16 protein-coding genes are annotated in these 19,863 nt (G+C 52.2%); 6 read left to right on the top strand and 10 right to left on the bottom strand.

The annotated features are described in order from the left end of the window. The first annotated feature begins 2 nt into the window (after positions 1-2). Positions 3-1,172, top strand: a complete 1,170-nt coding sequence (locus ACOZIO_RS06910; RefSeq protein ID WP_129952363.1) for an HlyD family efflux transporter periplasmic adaptor subunit — start codon at positions 3-5, stop codon at positions 1,170-1,172. A gap of 105 nt (positions 1,173-1,277) precedes the next feature. Here the strand turns inward: ACOZIO_RS06910 and ACOZIO_RS06905 are convergent, their stop codons facing one another. Next, positions 1,278-3,266, bottom strand: a complete 1,989-nt coding sequence (locus tag ACOZIO_RS06905; protein ID WP_129991267.1) for a DUF4034 domain-containing protein — start codon at positions 3,264-3,266, stop codon at positions 1,278-1,280. 773 nt (positions 3,267-4,039) lie between these two features. Here ACOZIO_RS06905 and ompC point away from each other — a divergent pair. Next, positions 4,040-5,167 carry a porin OmpC gene (gene ompC / locus ACOZIO_RS06900; RefSeq protein WP_129952365.1) on the top strand — a complete coding sequence of 376 codons (1,128 nt, stop codon included), beginning with the start codon at positions 4,040-4,042 and terminating at the stop codon, positions 5,165-5,167. 182 nt (positions 5,168-5,349) lie between these two features. Beyond that, complete coding sequence (locus ACOZIO_RS06895) at positions 5,350-5,817, top strand: DUF1348 family protein (RefSeq protein WP_129952366.1); 468 nt, start codon at positions 5,350-5,352, stop codon at positions 5,815-5,817. Positions 5,818-5,822: 5 nt separating this feature from the next. Here ACOZIO_RS06895 and ACOZIO_RS06890 read toward each other — a convergent pair whose 3' ends face one another. The 6 genes from ACOZIO_RS06890 to ACOZIO_RS06865 all read right to left on the bottom strand — a co-directional run bounded on the left by ACOZIO_RS06890 (position 5,823) and on the right by ACOZIO_RS06865 (position 12,247). Continuing rightward, positions 5,823-6,209, bottom strand: a complete 387-nt coding sequence (locus ACOZIO_RS06890) for a helix-turn-helix domain-containing protein (protein WP_013574628.1) — start codon at positions 6,207-6,209, stop codon at positions 5,823-5,825. Between the two features lie 533 nt (positions 6,210-6,742). Then, a complete protein-coding gene (locus ACOZIO_RS06885; protein ID WP_129952367.1) occupies positions 6,743-8,515 on the bottom strand; it encodes a penicillin-binding transpeptidase domain-containing protein in 1,773 nt (590 codons plus the stop codon). 221 nt (positions 8,516-8,736) lie between these two features. Next, positions 8,737-8,979, bottom strand: a complete 243-nt coding sequence (locus ACOZIO_RS06880; RefSeq protein ID WP_129952368.1) for a DinI family protein — start codon at positions 8,977-8,979, stop codon at positions 8,737-8,739. A gap of 74 nt (positions 8,980-9,053) precedes the next feature. Further along, a complete protein-coding gene (locus ACOZIO_RS06875; RefSeq protein ID WP_129952369.1) occupies positions 9,054-10,019 on the bottom strand; it encodes a glutathione S-transferase family protein in 966 nt (321 codons plus the stop codon). 194 nt (positions 10,020-10,213) lie between these two features. Then, positions 10,214-11,995, bottom strand: a complete 1,782-nt coding sequence (gene yejM / locus ACOZIO_RS06870) for an LPS biosynthesis-modulating metalloenzyme YejM (RefSeq protein ID WP_129952370.1) — start codon at positions 11,993-11,995, stop codon at positions 10,214-10,216. Positions 11,996-12,019: 24 nt separating this feature from the next. After that, positions 12,020-12,247, bottom strand: coding sequence for a YejL family protein (locus ACOZIO_RS06865; protein ID WP_015696497.1), 228 nt, complete (start codon positions 12,245-12,247; stop codon positions 12,020-12,022). Positions 12,248-12,468: 221 nt separating this feature from the next. Between ACOZIO_RS06865 and yejK the strand changes: the two genes are divergently transcribed. Further along, a complete protein-coding gene (gene yejK / locus ACOZIO_RS06860) occupies positions 12,469-13,473 on the top strand; it encodes a nucleoid-associated protein YejK (protein WP_129952371.1) in 1,005 nt (334 codons plus the stop codon). A gap of 212 nt (positions 13,474-13,685) precedes the next feature. Here yejK and rplY read toward each other — a convergent pair whose 3' ends face one another. Next, positions 13,686-13,976, bottom strand: a complete 291-nt coding sequence (gene rplY, locus ACOZIO_RS06855; RefSeq protein ID WP_129952372.1) for a 50S ribosomal protein L25 — start codon at positions 13,974-13,976, stop codon at positions 13,686-13,688. A gap of 160 nt (positions 13,977-14,136) precedes the next feature. After that, positions 14,137-15,900 (bottom strand): DEAD/DEAH box helicase, encoded by a 1,764-nt coding sequence (locus ACOZIO_RS06850; protein ID WP_129991266.1) that lies wholly within the window; start codon positions 15,898-15,900, stop codon positions 14,137-14,139. Between the two features lie 332 nt (positions 15,901-16,232). Here ACOZIO_RS06850 and rsuA point away from each other — a divergent pair, with 332 nt between their 5' ends. After that, positions 16,233-16,940 (top strand): 16S rRNA pseudouridine(516) synthase RsuA, encoded by a 708-nt coding sequence (gene rsuA / locus ACOZIO_RS06845; RefSeq protein ID WP_013574637.1) that lies wholly within the window; start codon positions 16,233-16,235, stop codon positions 16,938-16,940. 27 nt (positions 16,941-16,967) lie between these two features. Then, positions 16,968-18,164: a Bcr/CflA family multidrug efflux MFS transporter gene (locus tag ACOZIO_RS06840; RefSeq protein WP_129952374.1), complete on the top strand. Its 1,197-nt coding sequence runs from the start codon at positions 16,968-16,970 to the stop codon at positions 18,162-18,164. A 172-nt stretch (positions 18,165-18,336) separates the two neighbouring features. Here the strand turns inward: ACOZIO_RS06840 and ACOZIO_RS06835 are convergent, their stop codons facing one another. Next, positions 18,337-19,689, bottom strand: a complete 1,353-nt coding sequence (locus ACOZIO_RS06835; protein ID WP_129952375.1) for an MFS transporter — start codon at positions 19,687-19,689, stop codon at positions 18,337-18,339. Positions 19,690-19,863 lie beyond the last annotated feature (174 nt).

Here is a 19,863-nt window from a genome sequence, read left to right as displayed (position 1 = left end):
GCATGGCACATCTGACATTGCATGATGAACTGGAGGCCGAAAGTCGCAAAGTCTCGTGGATTATCTGGGTCACGCTGGGCAGTTTGCTGGTGTTTTTCGTCTGGGCACGTTTTGCCGTGCTGGATGAAGTGACGGTCGGTACCGGCAAAGTGACACCATCGAGCAAGGCACAGCAAATTGATTCACTGGACGGCGGCGTAATTTTAAAACTGATGGTGCAGGAAGGCTCGGTAGTCAATCGCGGCCAGCTTCTGGCGCAGCTTGACCCGACGCGTTCTCAGTCGAACTACGGTGAAGCGGCTTCCCGTGTGCGGACACTTCGCGCATCTTCGGAGCGTCTGAGTGCAGAACTGACCGGCGCGCCGCTGAAATTCAGCCCTGAAACCATGAAATCGCCGGAGCTGGTGGCGCGTGAGCGTCAGTTATATTTATCGCGTAAGCAGAACCGTGATGAAACGGTGGCGAATTTGCAACAGTCGCTCAGACTGGTGAATGATGAAATCAACATGACGCAACCGCTGGTGGCAAAAGGCGCGGCAGGGCAGGTTGAGGTTATTCGTCTCAAACGTCAGGCCAGTGAACTGCGCGGAAAAATCGACGATGCAATCAACCAGTACGCGGTACGTGCGCGTGAGGAGCAGGTGAAAAACAACGCCGATCTGGATGCCGGGTTACAGGTAATGGCCGGTAAAGAAGACCAGGTTACGCGCTCTGAGCTGTATTCACCGGTTCACGGCATTGTTAAAGATATCCAGGTTTCCACCGTGGGAGGGGTGCTGCAACCGGGCGGTAAGCTGATGGAAATCGTACCGATTGAAGATCAGCTATTGATCGAAACCCGTATCAACCCGCGCGACATCGCCTATATCCGCCCCGGGCTGCCTGCCACGGTAAAAATCTCGGCGTACGATTCATCAATCTATGGTGATCTGGACGGCAAAGTTGAAGGGGTATCACCGGACACGTTGCAGGATGAAGTGAAGCGCGACCAGTATTATTACCGCGTGTATGTGCGTACCGATAAAGCTTTCCTGACCAACAAAGCCGGACGCCAGTTCCCGATTGTGCCCGGCATGGTGGCGAACGTGGACATCAAGACCGGCCAGAAAAGTGTGCTGGATTATCTGATTAAGCCGCTGAATAAAGTTAAAGAATCCCTGAGGGAGAGGTAAGCAGGACGCCGCTGCTGATGCGGCTTTAAAGTCAACACCGTGGGCGGCGAGCCCACGGTGTTGATCTTAAGGCCGGAGTGGGCGGCAACCCAAGATATCAGCCCGCTATTGCAGCGGCGCCTGCAATCTAAACTCCGCTACCGGATCTTCCATTTCCGCTTTCCGCTTATCCTGCCAAAGATTCATCCTCGCACGCAGGGAACCATTGAGGTCATCGTGAACCTGCTTCGCGGCCTCAGATGCCGGATTCAGTTCAAGCACAAATTCCATAAACCTGGCAGCGACATAACGGTTTTTCTTCACCCCGGTGCCGGTCAGCCATGCCATGCCAAGTGTATAGGCGGCTTCGGCGCGATCAGGATGGTCAGGGTTATGCAGGATTTCCGGTAGCCAGACCTCTGCGGCCTGACGTTTCTCAGCGTCTGAGCCGTTATCCAGCGCACAGCCGGCGCGGTAGTAAGCGGCGGACAGATGTCCTGCGTCCATTGCCCGCTGATACCACTGCATCGCCTGTTCATAATCCGGTTCGCCACCCAGCCCGTCGCGCAGCGCGTTAGCACAGGTAAACATGGCCGGAACCATGCCGGAGCGGGCGGCGCTGAGGACACAATCCATTGCATTACTGTCATTATGAAAATGCTCAGGCACATCATGATGCCAGCCGTTGCGGTAGAAGAAATACAGTTCGTAGCAATGAATGGCGCTGCCGTGGCGCGCCATACCGGTCATCAGAAAATGGGCGGCATCAATATCATCATTGATCGCCATATCATGCGCCAGCGTAACCAGATCGCTGACCGGCTGTTCATCGCCGGCTTGCCGGATAAGCGACCACGCATGTTCCATCAGCCCTTCACTTAATTCCGGACGGGCAGGTAGCCCGTATAATCCGAATTGCAACGCCGTGGCAGCAAAAGCCACCAGCACCGGATCAGTGGCCTGGCTGAGGCCGCGGGTCAGTAACTGGGTAAGTACCGGCAAGCCTTCTTCATGGCCGTTTGCCAGCACAGCACGGGAAATAAACATGCGGGCAGAATGGCCGGGCATGGCCTGCGGTGACACTGCAAATAACGCGTCATAAACGGCCAGACCGGCCTGATCATCATCCTGCCAGTACGCCGTACAAATTCCGGCGAGATCCAGCAGCCGGATGCGGGTGTCAGGCTCGAGCGGGCTGGCCAGTAAAGTGGCCAGCCGCTGCTCAAGTGCCAGCGCCTCTGGCGATTCGCGTTCGGCGATATCACCGGAGAGTGCATCGCACAGCGCATTCGCACGGAACTGGTTACGTTCTTCATCACTGAACTCCGCACACAACGGGCCGTCAATGATCAGCAACTGTTGCTCGTCGCTGCCACCCCAGAAAGCGGAATGGAATAACAGATAGGATTCCATCGTGCCGACGTCTGCGTGACGCACGGACATCGCCATGCGCAACCAGTAATCCAGCGCTTCTTCACCGTTTTTGCGGGTTTGCCGTAACGCGGCGGGTAACATGTGTGGCCAGTGCGTGGCGGGTTCAAAGCCGAGCGCATGAATATGCGCCACACCGGCCTGCCAGATTTCACTGCCCTGAATCGAGAACTTCTCATGCAGAGGTTTAGGTACTTCGCCCGCGAAAAGGGATTTTAGCCAGTAAGGCTCACCGAACCCTCCGCTGAGGTTCATCAGATGGCGGAATGCGTGGGTCGGTCGCGGATGTAACTCGATAGCGCGTAATAATGCCAGCACGGCGTAATCGCAACACAACTGTGCACCGAGCCACTGGTGATCTTCAATCTCATTTTCGCCCTGAGACCGGCGGATTAACCAGGCGTTTTCATGCCAGACCATGCCCAGTAATACGTGAGCGTGATAGCTCTGCGGGCATTGCTGCGCCCAGTCGCTGAGAATTTCCAGCGGATTAAGCGCAGGCGATTCCGTGCCGGTAAACAGGGTCGCCGGGTGCATCAGCAGGCCGTAATCGCTTTGACCTTCGCCCTGATTCTGCCAGCCACGCATCAGTGACAACAGCCACTCGTCGAGTTTTAAAAAACGGCGGGTTGCCAGAAGCATTCTGGCTTTAGAGAGGTTGTCGAGTTGATCCTGTTGTGGCATGAGGTTCCCTGAACTGTTGAATAAAGAAGCTGTTGCGTGGCTCTGCAGTCTATCGCTCTTCCCGGCAGTGAGCAGCGGGATTGGTCTGACTTTGGCTATAGTAACGGATCTGAAGTGTTGCTGCCCAACAAAGCCTCTCCCCAATAGGGATTAATAATCTTCCGAAAATACCTTATTAATTTAATGGATTAGATATCATCTATTAAGAAAATCGTACTTTGAAAGATGGAGATAATGTGAAGTAATTATGGATAAATACAGTTAATGTGCGCGATATAATAAGTGATGAATATCACTGTATGTAATTATATCTTTGTAAACCCAAAAAAAAACCGGCCACAGAGGGCCGGCTGTTGTTTCCACAAAACGGGGAATGAGGGTAATAAAATAACAAATAATGATGATAGCAAGAGAGATTATATATTACCGGTGGATAGATCGTTTATCACTTAGTGCGGTAATTATTTGTCATAATTACTTGATAATATTGATTATTTTGTAAATTTAGCTTTGAGTGCTTTATTTTAACAAAAATAAATAGACGTAAATTTACCCGATATTAATATTTAGTTACAACTTCTAATATATAAGTAATGTCTTCACTAATTTCGTATCATTTTCTTTCTGGATTAAAAGAAATTATATCATGAGAATAGAATTGCCATGTCGGGCCAACATTTATACAGAAACAAAAACGTTATGCAGATCTAAAGCAGTAAAAACGTGTACTTTACATTCAGTGGCACGGTCCGACACCTACCGAGGATAAAAAAATGAAACTCCGTGTTCTTTCACTCATGATCCCTGCTTTAATGGTGGCAGGATCAGCAAGTGCGGCAGAAGTTTATAATAAAGATGGTAATAAACTGGACCTGTACGGTTTAGTTGATGGTTTGCACTACTTCTCTAACGACAAAGGCTCAGACGGCGACCAGAGCTACATCCGCCTTGGTTTCAAAGGCGAAACTCAGATTACTGATCAACTGACCGGTTACGGCCAGTGGGAATATCAGGTTCAGGCTAACCAGGCTGAAAGCTCGGATGACGGTGACCGTGCATTTACCCGTTATGGTTTCGCCGGTCTGAAATTTGGTGACATGGGTTCATTCGACTACGGTCGTAACAACGGCGTGATGTATGACGTTGCCGCCTGGACTGACATGCAGCCTGAGTTCGATGGTTCTACTTACGGCGCTGACCAGTTCCTTTATCAGCGTACCAACGGCGTGGCTACTTACCGTAACGATAACTTCTTTGGTCTGGTCGATGGCCTGCATTTTGCCCTGCAATATCAGGGTAAAAACGACAGCGGTGGCGGTGAACCAGGTACCCGTGATGTGCTGACACAGAACGGCGACGGTTACGGTATGTCCCTGAGCTACGATATTGGCGCGGGCGTCAGCGTAGCGGGTGCGTTCTTCAACTCTGACCGTACTGACGAACAAAACTCCGCACCAAATATCATGGGCGACGGTAAAAAAGCGGAAGGCTACACCGGTGGTCTGAAATATGACGCCAATAACGTCTATCTGGCTGCGATGTTCACCCAGGCTTACAACGCTTCCCGTTTCGGTTCTACCGATTCAGAAGCTTACGGTTATGCTAACGAATCCCAGGCATTTGAAGCCTACGCCAGTTACCAGTTCGATTTTGGTCTGCGTCCGTTCGTAGCCTATAACCAAACCCGTGGTAAGGATTTAGGTTCAGACCGTCTGGGTAATAACTATCAGGATCAGGATCTGGTTAAATTTGTTGACCTGGGTGCGACTTACTACTTCAACAAAAATATGTCAGCCTATGTCGACTATAAAATTAACCTGATCGACAGCAGCACCTTCACCGACAACGCCGGCATCAATACCGACGATGTGACTGCGGTAGGCCTGGTGTATCAGTTCTAAGCGTGCCTTTCTCAGACACAGAATAGCGCGTTGCTTTAACAGTAAAGAACAGCAGTAAACAGCACGTTCTTCAGGAACGCGGCCTGAGAGGGCCGCGTTTTTTGTGGGCACAATTTGGCGTGAGAATGCTGTAAAACACCGCTATGGTGTTCAGGTGAATTTCTTCCCAGACCGAGGTGCTTATGTCCGTTAAACCGCCGTTACCGCCATTTACCCGCGAAAGCGCAATCGAAAAAGTGCGTCTGGCAGAAGATGCCTGGAACAGTCGCGATCCGCACAGAGTCAGCCAGGTTTACTCGGCGGATACTGTCTGGCGTAACCGCAGCGAGTTTGTGCACGGGCAGGACGCCGTGGTGAGCTTCCTGCAGCGTAAATGGGCCAGAGAACTGGAGTATCGCCTGATTAAAGAGCTGTGGGCGTTTGACGGGGCGCGGATCGCCGTGCGTTTTGCTTATGAATGGCGGGATGATTCGGGCAACTGGTTCCGCAGTTTTGGCAATGAAAACTGGGAATTCAATGAGCAGGGGCTGATGTTTGCCCGTCACGCCTGCATCAATGATCTGCCGATTCAGGAAAGCGAACGACAGTACCACTGGCCTTTGGGGCGCAGGCCGGACGAACATCCGGGCCTGAGTGATTTCGGTTTCTGACAGCCTCAGGCTGATTTCTGGTGGATCAGATGCAGCGGGGGAGACACATCGAGTTTGATGTCAGGGTTCTGGCGGAATTCATGTGGCGTTATGTTGAAACGCTTGCGGAACATGTAAGTGAAATGCGATTGCGAACCGAAGCCGAAATCCATCGCGATATCAAAAATCGGCGTTTCACTGCTGCTCAGTTGATAAACAGCACTGGCCAGACGGCGTTCCCGGATGTACTTCCCCAGAGAAATGCCGGTTGATTCTTTGAACAGTTTTTGCATGTGCCAGAGCGAATAGCCTGAATACTCAGCCAGTTCTTCAAGGTGGATCACACGACCCAGATGGCCTTCAATCCATTTGCTGAGTGCGCAGACGATAGCGATATGAATGTCTTGAGCCATAACCAGTCTGTATTAAGGTTGAATACCGCTATTATACACGAGTTCGTCAGGTTGGCGTGGCAGGTGTTGCTCAGAGATGTTCAGCGTCCCGGCGGACAATAATGGCCCGGTGGGCAGTACTGTTGTAATGACAGCCTGACGGGCCATGTTTTAACGCAACAGGATCCAGTGGATTAACCGGGCGATGCCATCGTCCACCATCACCATCCCGACGAGAATAAGAACAATCAAAATCACGAAGTTCTTACCGGTTGGCAAAATGATGTCTCCCTTTATCCCTTTTCAGGGAACGGAACTCAGTTACCACGGGCCGCTGCCCTGCATATTCAGGGCAATAACCCCCAGACAAACCGCGACAAATATCAAAAATACGATAAGAAGCCGTTTCATTCTTTTTCTTACAGAGCCTACGCTCTTCCTCCACAATGTGTCAGCCAGCAATTTCTTCAGCTAATAAACACTGCGAACGTTAACCGCTTATTTCGGTGAGATCCAGTCTGTCAGAAATGTTTAATGATTTTGATCGCGTTCGCTTAACCATCGGTGGCCGGGCGACGCACCAACTCGGTTTTCTGCCCGTCATTAATCACCGTCGTTGGTGGCGTTTCCGGCACCAGCGCATCCGGCGCTATGTTCATATGATTGAGGACTTCGCCCATAATATGTCCAAAAATCGGGCCAGCCACCGACCCACCAAAGTGCTTGCCCGCTTGTGGATTATTGACCATCACCACCAGCGCAACGCGCGGATTACTCGCGGGCGCAACACCGGCGGTGTAGTTAATGTAACCACCGTCGTATTTGCCACTGCTCCCCATTTTTTCCGCTGTACCGGTTTTAATCGCCAGACGGTATCCCGGCACTGCAGCGCTGAGGCCTGAGCCGCCGGGTAATGCATCACTTTCCATCATATGAATCACTGTTCTGACCACGTCAGCCGACATTACGCGGGTACCGAGCACCGGCGGTGTGACTTTGGTTATCGACAGCGGACGGTAAATACCTTCCGCCCCAATCGTGGCGTATTCACGGGCAATTTGCAGTGGCGTTACACGCAGGCCGTAGCCAAAGGAAAAGGTCGCTCGTTCGATATCGGCCCAGCGGTCGCGGTGGAGTGGGAAATAGCCACTGCTTTCGCCACCGATACCCAAATCTGTCGGTTTGCCTAAACCAAAGGATTGATACAGCTGAACCAGAACGTTGGCCGGCATTGCCAGCGCAATATGCGAAACTGCAATGTCACTGGATTTTTGCAAGATACCGGTGATGGTCAGCGCAGGCCAATGGCCGACATCGCGGATCAGGTGGCCGTTAACGGTGTACGGATGGGTATCGAGAACGGAATCCGGGCGGATCATATGCCGGTTCAGACCTGCCATTACCACCAGCGGTTTGACTGTCGAACCGGGTTCGAAACTGTCGCTGATTGCCACATTGCGCATGTCTTTTGCCTGAACACCGGCATAGTTATTCGGGTTATAGGAAGGGTAGGACGCCATCCCTAAAATCTCACCGGTGTTCACATCCACCAGAACAGCCGCGCCGGATTCGGCCTGGTTAAGCGTAACGCCATCGCGCAGCCGCGAGTACAAGACGTACTGCATAAAGCTGTCGATACTCAGATTGATGGTCGGCGGCTGTTGCGGTGCGACTTCTTTCAGAATACCGATCACATTGCCATGGCGATCCTGACGGTACTCGCGCATGCCAGGTTTGCCCTGTAGCAGGGCATTAAAACCTTTTTCGACGCCTGTCAGACCTTCATTATCCGTCCCGACGACACCGACCAGATTGGCGGCGGCTTCGCTCATCGGGTAGTAACGGCTGTCATCCAGCTGACTGCTGATGCCGCCAAGGTGCAGCTGACTGATATCTGCGGCGATACCTTCTTCTATTTTGCGCCCGAGATAAACGAAGCGGCGCTGAGGATCGCTGGTGATGGTTTGCTGTAGTTGTGAAAGTGGCATATTCAGCGCGGAAGCCAGATATTGCCACTTCGGGCTGTTCAGATCACTGTGCAGTTCCAGTACACGGAACGGGTCGGCGATAATATCTTTTGAAGCGACACTCAGCGCCAGCGGATGGCCGTTACGATCGACAATGGTGCCGCGCCCGGCAGGGATAACCGTGGAGCGCAACGAGCGGGAATCGGCTTCTTTTTCCAGCATCGGCTGGTTAAGCAATTGCAGGTAGCCCACGCGGCCGAGCAGAAGCGCCAGACAACAGACAATACCGAGACAAATCAGCGCAAAGCGCTTGGTGTAGAAATTAGGTTGGGCGCTGGATTTTTTTAGGCTCGGTGGCATGGCAGTTTCGCAAAGTCATTGGCGCATGTGAAGCGAAAAGCGAAGGTGCGGAGAACAACTTACCGGATGAAAATAGCCCGGTTTGTCCCTCATTATGTGCAACTCATCGCTCTGATTGATAATGAATTTCGTATAACATGCACATCTTATATTAAGCCATAGCGATGGATTGTTTATTTCAATTGCGCTTTGTAAGCAAGTGCAACGGCAAAGCGGATTATTTACTCCACGGCGAGCCAGTCATCGGCTTCTTCGAACATTTCCTCTAGCATTTGGTTTAATTGCGAACGTTCCTGCTTGCTGGCGCCGTGGGTATTCAGGCCATTAGCCTGCATCGGTTTCACTTTGACTTCAGCGTCAGGAAACAACCGGTGCACCCGTTTAACCAGTTCTGCTTCAATTTTTTTGCTGGCATCAGGGATGCCGGCGACATTCCGTTTGTCAAAAATCAGTTCGACCCGCATAGCTTTCCTCATAAAAGACAGGGAGAAATAACTGTTGAAATATACAGTGTTATCCGTGCGGGTCCAAGCAATTTTTAGTGTGTTATCTGCATCACACCGCGCCCGCTGAGACGCTGACGATCGTGAGGGCGACGCAGGTCCAGTTCCGGGCCTGCCGGAACGATACCTGTCGGGTTCAGCCACAAAATACCGTAATAACCTTGTTTGATATGCGTCAGGTTCACCGTATCGCTGATCCCCGGCCACTGATAAAGTTCGCGCAAGTAATGGGATAAATTCGGATAATCTTCAATACGGCGAATATTACATTTGAATGCCCCATGATAGGCGCTGTCGAAACGCACCAGTGTGACGAACAGCCGCCAGTCGGCTTCGGTAATACATTCACCGGCAATGTAGCGGTGGTGGTGTAAATGCGTCTCAAGGGTATCCAGCGTACTGAAAAGTTGGGTTACGGCGGCGCTATAGCTGTCCTGCGTTTTTGCAAAACCCGTCTTATACACGCCGTTGTTAACGTCGTGATAAATCACCTCGTTCCAGCGGTCAATGTCTTCGCGCAGGGCAGCAGGGTAGAAGTCATCCTGATTGCCGGTCAGTGCATCAAACGCATGGTTAAGGATGCGGATAATATCAGCTGATTCATTATTGATGATGCGCCCTTCGCGGCGGTCCCACAGCACGGGCACGGAGACTTTGCCGGTGTAGTGTGCATCGCTGGCGGTGTAGAGCTGATGTACATAACGCACCGGCTCAATCTTTTCGCCTGCATCCTGCGGCGTATCAAACGTCCAGCCATTTTCACCAATCACCGGCTGAGCAATGGATACCTGAATGAATTTTTCCAGCCCTTTCAGATGGCGAAAAATTAACGTGCGCGAGGCCCACGGGCACAGGTAAGAGACGAAAAGCTGATAGCGTCCGGCTTCAGGCTCAAGATGTGTCTGGCGAAACGCCGTTTCCTGACGATGAAATGCGCCGTTTTTAATTTCTTCTTTTGCGACGTCGCCGCTTACCCATTGTCCGTTGACCAGTCCCGACACGATAGTGGCCCTCCGCGCTGTGTTTATAAGGTGATTAGGATGTATGGACCTACCGTAGCGGTTTCCGGCGGTGCTATAAACGACATTATTTTCAAGAAGAAGGTCAAATAATTTGACGGGGGATGCGGGCGTGGTGCCATTAAAAAAGCCAACCGCTCAGGGTTGGCTTTCATCATTTCGGTTAATGGCGAACGTCAGTTTGCCAGGAAGCGTTTTTCATCTGTCAGCACCTGAAGCAGCAAGCTAAGTTCTGGTTTCTGATCTTTAATCCGCTTGCCGTTAATATCAAAGGCGCGGTAATCACCGTTACTTTCCAGTTCCAGCGTCTGGTCTGGCGTGGTGATCACCAGCGTACCGTCGTCGCTGGTGGTGACCCAGTTATGGCGTCGCTTCGCGGCGAACAAATCTTCGCCCTGCGAGTAATCAGCCGGAGCTGTCGTCACATGCAACAGGCGTTGCATCAGCGTAGTCATCACATCCGCATTATCTGTCAGTTTATCGATATTCTGCGCGGGTGTACCGGGCCAGTGAATAATCAGCGGAACCTGTAACTGGCGACGGTTCATCGCATTGCCTGAACCCCAGGTACCGTTCTCGTTGAATTCAATACCGTGTGAAGCGGTAATGACGACCACCGTTTTATCCAGCTCCCCGCGATCTTTTAACGCCTGCAGGATAGCTTTGATTTGCGAATCCACATTCGCTGCACCGTTCTGATAACGATGAATAAAGGTATTACCGGTCGGCACACTGGCCCCGTCCTGACGCAATGCGTTACTGATCCCGCTCAGACTCAGGTAGGAGAACCACGGACCGTTGCCAGGTCCGTTCAGCCATTGTTGCCACTGATAAACGGTTTGTTGATCAGTCTGTTTGACCGGCGGCGGCAAGGTAAAATCGGTCAGTAATGCCTGGCGGTACAACGGGCTGTTAAAACCGTCTGAGGCAAATAAACCGAATTCGTAACCTTGTTGCTCCAGTGACGACACCAGTGCAGAAGGTTTACGCGCCGCCAGAATGCCCTGCATATAGCTCGGTGAAATCCCGTAGAACAGGCCGAACAGCCCGGTGTCATTACGGTTTCCGGAACTAAAATGCTGATCAAAACGAATGTTATGTTTGGCAAAATCGCTCAGCGTGGGCAGATCTTTATCCAGCGTGTCGGTATGGACACCATCTAGCACCACCATCAGCAAATTATACTTCGAACCGGTTTTCGCGAAGCTGATGGTGTTCAGCGGATATTCGACTGCCAGCGCTTCGGGATTGCCTTGTTCGATCAGCCGCTTCTGGTATTCCTCGGCATTGAGCAGGCCGTGTTTTTCAAGGAATTTACGTGCTGTCATCGGGTAGGAAAGTGGCAGATTCGCACGCTGCATGGTGATCGGACGATAGAAATTCGCATCTGCCCAGATGTACATCAGATGTGAAGCAAAGAAACTGGCTATAAACAGAACGACAATCGGTTTGGCGAAATTGCGGCGGTTCAGGCTGCGTAACTTTTGCCATGCCCAGGTACCAAACAGCATTTCGAGCAGGAATATTACCGGCACAGCAATAAACATCAGCTGCCAGTCACGGGCCATCTCACCCTGACCGGGATTAACCACCAGCTCCCACACGACCGGATTAATGTGCAGGTGGAAACGGGTAAAGACTTCGGTATCGACCAGAAGCAGTGTCAGTCCGGCAGTAGCCAGAATAGCGGATAAGAACCGCAGCAGCCGTTGCGACATCACCACGAAGGTGAGCGGGAAGATGATCAGTAAATATGTCGAGAAACCGATAAAACTGAAATGCCCAAGCCAGCTGACCAGCGCGTAAATGCGCCCCTGCAATGAAGAAGGCCAGTCAGAAACAAACAGGTAGCGGCTGCCGATCCCAAGGATGAGCAGGATATTAAACAGGGCGAACCAGTGGCCCCAGCTGATCATCTGGGATACTTTTTCGCGATAGCGCTGACGATTTGTCACCATGAGAGGTATTGGGCAAGTTGTGGATTAATGGGCTTTATCTTCTCTTATCGACGCTTGCAACGCTTTCGCAAAAGACTGCGACAAGGCTTTGCGCTGTGCAGGAGCGACGCTGGTATTAATCAGGTTTGTCACCATATTGCCCAGAACCATCAGAGACAAATCTGTCGGGGCGCGGTGTTTTTCCAGAACGGTTGCCAGCTCGGAAAGGAGCTGTTCAACGTGTTCGTCACTGTAACGGGATGATTGTGCCATAGAGTATTGTGCTTCTTGATCTGACAAAGTCCAATATCTTAGCGTATCACGCCTCTGTTTTCCGCATTTTTATAACTGAGTTAACGTTGCTGTATTGATTGTATCTATTAATCTTTATTTCAGCCTTCGCGATAGTTGCGGCCCCGGCGCTTCGGTGTTTGAATACGCCCCGCAGATCAACCCTTCTTACACGGCTGCAATTCTTACAGGAGAAAATCCCCATGAGTCTGGATCTTGAGCAGATCGCTCTGCACCAGTTGAACAAACGTGATGAGCAAACGCTGGATGTTGTGCTGCGTGATACGCTCCTGACGCCCAATGCTGCCGTTGATGAAATGATGGCAGAACTGCACCGCGTCTACAGTGCAAAAAGCAAAGCGTACGGTTTGTTCAATGAAGACAGCGAACTGGCGGTGGCATTACGCAGCTGCCGCAAAGGGGACGATGATTTTCTTTCATTCAGTCGCGCCGCCACTGGCCGTCTGCGTGACGAACTGGCGAAATACCCGTTTGCTGAAGGCGGCGTGGTACTTTTCTGTCATTATCGTTTTCTGGCGGTTGAATATCTGCTGGTCGCCGTACTCAACAGCCGCAGCAGTATGCGCGTCAATGAACAACTGGATGTCAGCAGCATTCATTATCTTGACATCAATCATGCCGATATTGTGGCGCGTATCGATCTGACCGAATGGGAAACCAATCCGGAATCGACCCGTTATCTGACTTTCCTGAAAGGCCGGGTAGGGCGCAAAGTCTCAGACTTCTTCATGGATTTTCTCGGTGCGTCCGAAGGTCTGGATACCAAGGCGCAGAACCGTGGCTTGTTGCAGGCAGTTGACGACTTTTGTAGCGAAGCGCAGCTCGATAAAAACGAGCGTCAGAACTACCGTCAGCAGGTTTATACCTATTGCAACGAACAGTTACAGGCTGGCGAAGAGATCGCGCTCGATGATTTGTCCGAAGAGTTGCCGCCGTGGAATGACAAGAAGTTTAAAGAGTTTACCCAGGAGCAGGGTTATCAGCTGGAAGAAACTTTCCCGGCCGATCGCAGCACTTTGCGTCAGCTGACTAAATTCGCCGGCAGCGGCGGCGGCCTGAGCATTAACTTTGATGCCATGCTGATGGGCGAACGTATTTTCTGGGATCCGGCCACGGATACGCTGACCATCAAAGGCACGCCGCCGAATTTGCGGGATCAGTTGCAGCGTAAAGCGGGTAATAAATAATCGCGCCCAATAAAAAACACCGCCTGGGCGGTGTTTTTTATTTGTTCTCGCACGGCGTCCCGATGCGCAACAACTTTTTACTCGTCATCCTTCACGTTGTTGCTGCGTTAGCTACGTTCGTTCACCTGAATCACTTACCAATGTAAGTTCATCAGGACTCACTCGCTTGCTACTTTGCTACAACCTGAATGATTTAGAGTAAAGTCGCGTTATTAAACGCGAACGAAGTCGATGTGAGCCAGTTTTGGCTTGAACGGGTGACGCTGTACAGCCTGAACTTTAACTTTGGTTTCTTGACCGTCGATAACCAGAGTAATAGCTTCAGAGTAGAACTCCGCTTTAACTTCCAGGTTCTTTACAGAATCATGGTCCAGTTTGATAGAAACCGGAGCAGCTGAGCCACCGTAAACGATAGCTGGGAATTTGTTAGCTGTACGCAGGCGGCGGCTCGCACCTTTGCCCTGCTCGTCCTGTGGACGTACTTCTACATTGATAGTGATCATTGTATGTTTCTCTAATAGAACTACTTCTAAAATGTGCCCCGCCACCTGCGACCGAGTGACGAGTTGAGTACTGCGACTTCCACACAAGGCGAAAGCGGGCGGTATGATACCGGAGTCCGGGCACAGCAACAACGAATAATTACCGGTTTGGTCATCCCTGTTACCCGCGCAGTTCATGAGCGCGTCGGTAGCGGCCTTCATAATCAAATATTTTCTCCCGCACCTGCCAGAACTGGCCTTTCATACGCGCGACCACAAAATCCGGATGACGCAATAACACCTGCTGCGCGGCAACATCCGCTGCGCTATTCCATTCCAGCGGTACGCCCGGTGCGCGCTGGTGCGGGCGCAGGAAGTTATGCAGAAACGCCATGCGTTGTGCAGGCGTTTGCAGACGAAAGCGCTCCGAAACGTCAGCGCCGTCTTCATCGTAATAGGTAATTTTCAGCCATTCGCCTTTGTCATCGCGTCCGTGTTCCAGATTCATACCACCGCAGCGTAAGACCAGCGCATCTTTCAGGCGCAGCGCGGCTTTCAGCATATCATCGGGGTCGACCAGAATTTCCTGGCACTGATGACAGCGCCGTGCGGCGATATCATTTTCCGCGCCACAGTGCGGGCAGCTTTTAAAACGGAAGCGGAAATCACATTGCTCACGGTTGCCCTCATCATCTTCCAGTACGCCCTGACAGCGGCGGCCAAAATGCTCAATGATCGTGCCGTCTTCGGTGGTTTTTCCCCAGAAAATATTGGCGAAGCCGCAGGCCGGGCAAAACACCTGCACGGGTTTGTTATCGCCTGCCGGCTTATGGCTGCCCACTTCCGGCGTAAAAAGGTCGTGCGGGTTTCCGGCATAATCAAGGATCAGACAATCCGTTTTACCCGGTGCGAGCCGCAACCCGCGACCAACAATTTGCTGGTACAGGCTGATGGATTCTGTCGGACGCAGGATGGCGATAAGATCCACATGCGGCGCGTCAAAGCCGGTGGTCAGCACGGATACATTCACCAGATAGCGTAACTGCTGCGCTTTAAACGCCGTGATCAGCCGGTCCCGTTCCAGCGCGTGGGTTTGCGCGCTGATCAGCGCCGCTTCCCCTGCGGGCAGCAGACCAAAAATCTCACCGGCATGTTCCACCGTGGAGGCAAAAATCATCACGCCTTTACGTTCTTGTGCGAATTCAACAATCTGGCTGATGATGTGCGGCGTGATACGTTTTTGTTGTCGCAGTTCATCATTCAGATCCGCTTCACTGAACAGACCATTACTGTTGGCCTGCAGGCGGCTGAAATCGTAACTGACCACCGGCATATCGAGCCGTTCGGGTGGCACCAGAAAGCCGTTTTTAATCATGTAACGCAACGGCAGTTCATAGATGCAGTCGCGGAACAGGCTGTTGGCATCACCGCGCACAATACCCTGATGGTGATACTGATAAATCCAGCCTTTGCCTAAACGGTAGGGCGTGGCGGTCAGGCCGAGCAATCGCAGGCGCGGGTTTTGCGCACTGAGATGACCGATAATCTGCTGATACTGACTGTTATCATCGTCGGAAATACGGTGGCATTCATCGATAATCAGCAGGGAAAATTCGCCACTGAATTCCGCCAGATTGGGCGCAACAGATTGCACGCTGCCAAACACCACTTTGCCGCTGCTTTGTTTCAGGTTCAGCCCGGCGGCGAAGATGTCCGCTTCCAGCCCGTAGGAAAGATATTTGCTGTGGTTTTGCGCCACCAGCTCTTTGACATGCGCGAGCACCAGTACACGTCCGCGGGCAACGCGCGCGAGTTCGGCAATCACCAGACTTTTTCCCGCACCGGTCGGCAGCACAATCACTGCCGGTTCGTCGTGCTGGCGGAAATGACGCAGCGTGGCATCCACGGCATCTTGCTGGTAGGGGCGGAGAGTAAAAGCAGTCACGCGATGATCACCTGTTGATTATTCCGTTAACTTACCTGTTTATAAAAACAGTAATGCAGTATGCCAAGAAATGCTGCCGATGGCGATGATCAAAGAAATCTCCCGCAGTGAATGTTTAGCCTGCTTATTTTCCTTCTTCCTTACAGGATGCACGGCTATACTATTGCCCTCAACGCGGCAGTGTTTCTGCCCCCCCGAAGTAATAATAACTCTTTGCAATTATTACGAACCGAACAACCCTGAACCCTGTCAGTTGCAGTATTGCGACGGCGGGGTCTTGTGTTTTATCAGTAACGCGATCACTCAGATCGCCATGAAGGCAAGTTGATCCAATGCGTCTGGACAAGTTTCTCTCTCAGCAATTAGGTGTAAGCCGCGCGCTGGTTTTGCGCGAACTGCGTAACAAACGCGTCACCGTAGACGGTGAAATCGTCAAAACCGGCTCAATGAAAATCAGCCCGGAACAACGTGTCGAGTTTGACGGCAATGTACTGGATCAAATCACCGGTCCGCGTTATTTCATGCTTAACAAACCGCAGGGATATGTGTGTTCCACCGATGATCCGGATCACCCGACCGTGCTGTATTTCCTCGAAGAACCCGTGGCCTACAAACTGCATGCGGCGGGCCGTCTGGATATCGACACCACCGGTCTGGTGCTGATGACCGACGACGGGCAATGGTCGCACCGCATCACCTCGCCGCGCCATCACTGCGAAAAAACTTATCTGGTAACACTCGAACATCCGCTGGCTGACGACACCGCTGCGCAGTTTGAAGCGGGTGTGCAACTGCATAACGAAGATTCCCTGACCAAACCGGCGCAGCTTGAAAAAATCGAAGACTGTCTGGTGCGCCTGACTCTCAGCGAAGGCCGTTATCATCAGGTTAAACGTATGTTTGCTGCCGTGGGTAACCGCGTGGTTGCGCTGCACCGTGAGCGTATTGGTGAGATTGTGATGGATGAAGATTTGGAACCGGGTCAGTACCGGCCGTTAACTGAGCAGGAAGTGGCCAGCGTTGGCGTTCCCTCGCGATAGATTTTTCTATAACTGGAGCAGCTGAAAGTGCAAGAAAAACCGGTCTCCCATGTCGGACTGATTTTCATCCTGGGATTGATATCGATGCTGATGCCTCTGGCTATCGATATGTATCTGCCAAGTATGCCCGTGATCGCTCAGGAATATGGCGTGCCGGCGGGCAGTGTGCAAATGACGCTCAGTGCTTACGTGCTGGGTTTTGCGATAGGGCAGCTGTTTTATGGCCCGATGGCGGACAGCCTTGGGCGTAAGCCGGTTATCTTCTGGGGCGTGATGATTTTTGCCGTCGCGGCCGGTGCCTGTGCGCTGGCGCAATCCGTTGAGCAACTGGTCTGGATGCGTTTCCTGCACGGTCTGGCAGCCGCTGCCGCGAGTGTGGTCATCAACGCGCTGATGCGCGATATGTTCACAAAAGATGAATTCTCGCGAATGATGTCTTTTGTGGTACTGGTGATGACGGTAGCGCCGCTGCTGGCGCCAATGCTCGGTGGTTTGCTGATGGCTATTTTCAGCTGGCATGCCATTTTCTGGGCGATGGCGATTGCCGCGCTTATCGCCGCAACGCTGGTGGGCGTGTATATCAAAGAGACGCTGCCCAAAGAACGGCGGCAAAAATTCCACCTGCGCACCAGCGTCGGCAATTTTGCTTCCCTGTTCCGACACAAACGTGTGCTCAGTTATATGCTGGCGAGTGGTTTCTCATTTGCCGGAATGTTCTCTTTCCTCAGCGCCGGTCCGTTTGTCTACATCGAGCTCAATGGCGTTTCGCCGCAAAGTTTCGGCTTTTACTTTGCGCTGAACATCGTCGCTCTGGTGATTCTGACACTCATCAACAGCCGTAACGTACGCCGTACGGGTGCGGTAAAAATGTTCCGCTTCGGATTGTTTGTGCAACTGACGATGGGGATGTGGCTGGTGATCGTCTGTACCTTCGGATTGCCGTTCTGGGCGATGGTGATTGGTGTGGCGGGATACGTTGGTGTGATTGCGATGGTCACGTCTAACGCGATGGCGGTCATTATGGATGACTTCCCGCACATGGCGGGTACAGCCGCTTCTCTGGCCGGCACGATTCGTTTCGGCACCGGTGCGGCGATAGGTTCTGTGCTGTCACTGTTTACCGCGAAAAGCGCCTGGCCGATGGTTGGGTCGATGGCGTTCTGCATACTTGCCGCCACCTTGTTGTATCTCTATGCCAGCCGTCCGGTGAAAGTGGCTGCATAACGCCCTCCCCTGCGAAGGGGAGGACCGGGGTGGAGTGTCAAGGTCAAAACCGAAAAGGAAAAGTGTGGTTTGACAAGGTGTTAGCTCTTAAAACCCCCTCCCAACATCCCCCTTCGCAGGGGGAGGAGCAAAACCAAAACGGTCTTCTCTGCTTCATGTGGGAGCTTGAGCATTAAACCATTTCCGCTTTCACTCCCTGAACCCGTCGCGCCGCTTTAGCGCGGGCGTATTCGTCTGCCATGGCTTTGGCTTTTGCCCCCGGCACGAGCGCCATATCGCACTCTTTTGGCAGCAACGTCGTGACCGCTGCGGCAATCAGCAAGGATGCCACCAGCGCGTAGATCGCGGTGCTCTGGCCGTACAGGCTGACCAGCACGCCGACCAGATACGGACCGCAGAATCCGCCCAGATTCCCCAGACCATTTATCACACCACGCGCACTGCCTGCGACTTCCGGCGTGGTGACTTTGCCCGGAATCGTCCAGAAGGCGCTGGTTGCGGCTTGCAGGAAGAAACCGGCACCGACCAGGAAACCATATGCCGCCATGATGTTATGGCCGAATGCGACAGATGCCGCCAGACAGGCTGCGAAACCACACAGCGGCAGGGCAATGAACATACGGCGCTTACCGGTTTTATCCGACAGCACGGACATCGCCAGGATCCCCAGCATAGTGCCCACGTAAGGGATAATCGCCAGCATACCCACTGAACTCATATCTCCGCCGGTCAGGTTTTTCAGAATGGTGGGCAGCCACAGGGTATAGCCGTAAATCCCGGTCTGATAGAAAAAATTAATAATGATCAGTTTGACGATAGACCGGTTGCGGAACACTTCTTTCAGCGGGGCGTTATTCACCGGTGCCAGGGCTCTCAGGGCTTCGCGTTCTCGGTTCAGCTCGGTAATCAGATAGTCGCGTTCACGCTCAGACAGCCATTTTGCTTCTTCAGGCCGATCGCTGATGGTAAACCACCAGAACAGCATCACGACAAACGATAATGCCCCTTCAATGATGAATAACCAGCGCCAGTCGAGCGTATCCAGAATAAAACCCGACAGCGGCGCGGTGATCATTCCGCCGAGCGGGGCGAACATCAGCACATAAGCATTGGCGCGGCCACGTTCTTTATCGGGGAACCAGTTACTGACCATCGTCAGCACAACCGGCAGCATCCCGCCTTCTGCCACACCCAGCGCAAAGCGCAGGAACAGCAGCTGATACTGATTCGTAATCACACCGGTCAGAATCGAAATAATTGCCCAGGCAACCAGAGAGCAGGCGATAAATTTTCGTCCGCTGCCATGTACTGCCAGACTGCCGCCCGGAACCTGCAGGAATAAATACCCGATAAAGAAAATACCGGCGGCCAGACCGGCCATTGAAGCGGTAATTCCTAATTCGGCATCCATGCCGCCAGGCATAGCAAAACTAATATTGACCCTGTCCATGAAGGAAATAATGCAAGCAATAAGAATTGGCGTTATTACGCGCAGCCAGCGTGCCTTAGGAATCTTATTATCCATTCTGTGCTCCTCGGTGATGCTCGTCATACTTCAGGCTACAGATGCGTTGTCCGCACCCGCTAACGCCGGTCACTGACTTGTTTCAGTTCCCGGGGATTAACGCTCTTGCCGCCTTCCTGTAATCTGAATTATTTAGAGCATGTTCAATGCGACGTTTTATTAAATATCTCGTCT

It is taken from the genome of Rahnella sp. PD4, from assembly GCF_049199325.1.
Taxonomy (GTDB): Bacteria; Pseudomonadota; Gammaproteobacteria; order Enterobacterales; family Enterobacteriaceae; genus Rahnella; species Rahnella perminowiae.
This window is presented reverse-complemented; position numbering and strand designations above follow the sequence as displayed.

What these genes read in the sequence shown, in the direction of transcription:
- ACOZIO_RS06910 (WP_129952363.1), top strand. Translation starts at nt 3, where the DNA reads ATGGCACATCTGACATTGCATGATGAACTGGAGGCCGAAAGTCGCAAA.
- ACOZIO_RS06905 (WP_129991267.1), bottom strand. Translation starts at nt 3,266, where the DNA reads ATGCCACAACAGGATCAACTCGACAACCTCTCTAAAGCCAGAATGCTT.
- ompC (WP_129952365.1), top strand. Translation starts at nt 4,040, where the DNA reads ATGAAACTCCGTGTTCTTTCACTCATGATCCCTGCTTTAATGGTGGCA.
- ACOZIO_RS06895 (WP_129952366.1), top strand. Translation starts at nt 5,350, where the DNA reads ATGTCCGTTAAACCGCCGTTACCGCCATTTACCCGCGAAAGCGCAATC.
- ACOZIO_RS06890 (WP_013574628.1), bottom strand. Translation starts at nt 6,209, where the DNA reads ATGGCTCAAGACATTCATATCGCTATCGTCTGCGCACTCAGCAAATGG.
- ACOZIO_RS06885 (WP_129952367.1), bottom strand. Translation starts at nt 8,515, where the DNA reads ATGCCACCGAGCCTAAAAAAATCCAGCGCCCAACCTAATTTCTACACC.
- ACOZIO_RS06880 (WP_129952368.1), bottom strand. Translation starts at nt 8,979, where the DNA reads ATGCGGGTCGAACTGATTTTTGACAAACGGAATGTCGCCGGCATCCCT.
- yejM (WP_129952370.1), bottom strand. Translation starts at nt 11,995, where the DNA reads ATGGTGACAAATCGTCAGCGCTATCGCGAAAAAGTATCCCAGATGATC.
- ACOZIO_RS06865 (WP_015696497.1), bottom strand. Translation starts at nt 12,247, where the DNA reads ATGGCACAATCATCCCGTTACAGTGACGAACACGTTGAACAGCTCCTT.
- yejK (WP_129952371.1), top strand. Translation starts at nt 12,469, where the DNA reads ATGAGTCTGGATCTTGAGCAGATCGCTCTGCACCAGTTGAACAAACGT.
- rplY (WP_129952372.1), bottom strand. Translation starts at nt 13,976, where the DNA reads ATGATCACTATCAATGTAGAAGTACGTCCACAGGACGAGCAGGGCAAA.
- rsuA (WP_013574637.1), top strand. Translation starts at nt 16,233, where the DNA reads ATGCGTCTGGACAAGTTTCTCTCTCAGCAATTAGGTGTAAGCCGCGCG.
- ACOZIO_RS06835 (WP_129952375.1), bottom strand. Translation starts at nt 19,689, where the DNA reads ATGGATAATAAGATTCCTAAGGCACGCTGGCTGCGCGTAATAACGCCA.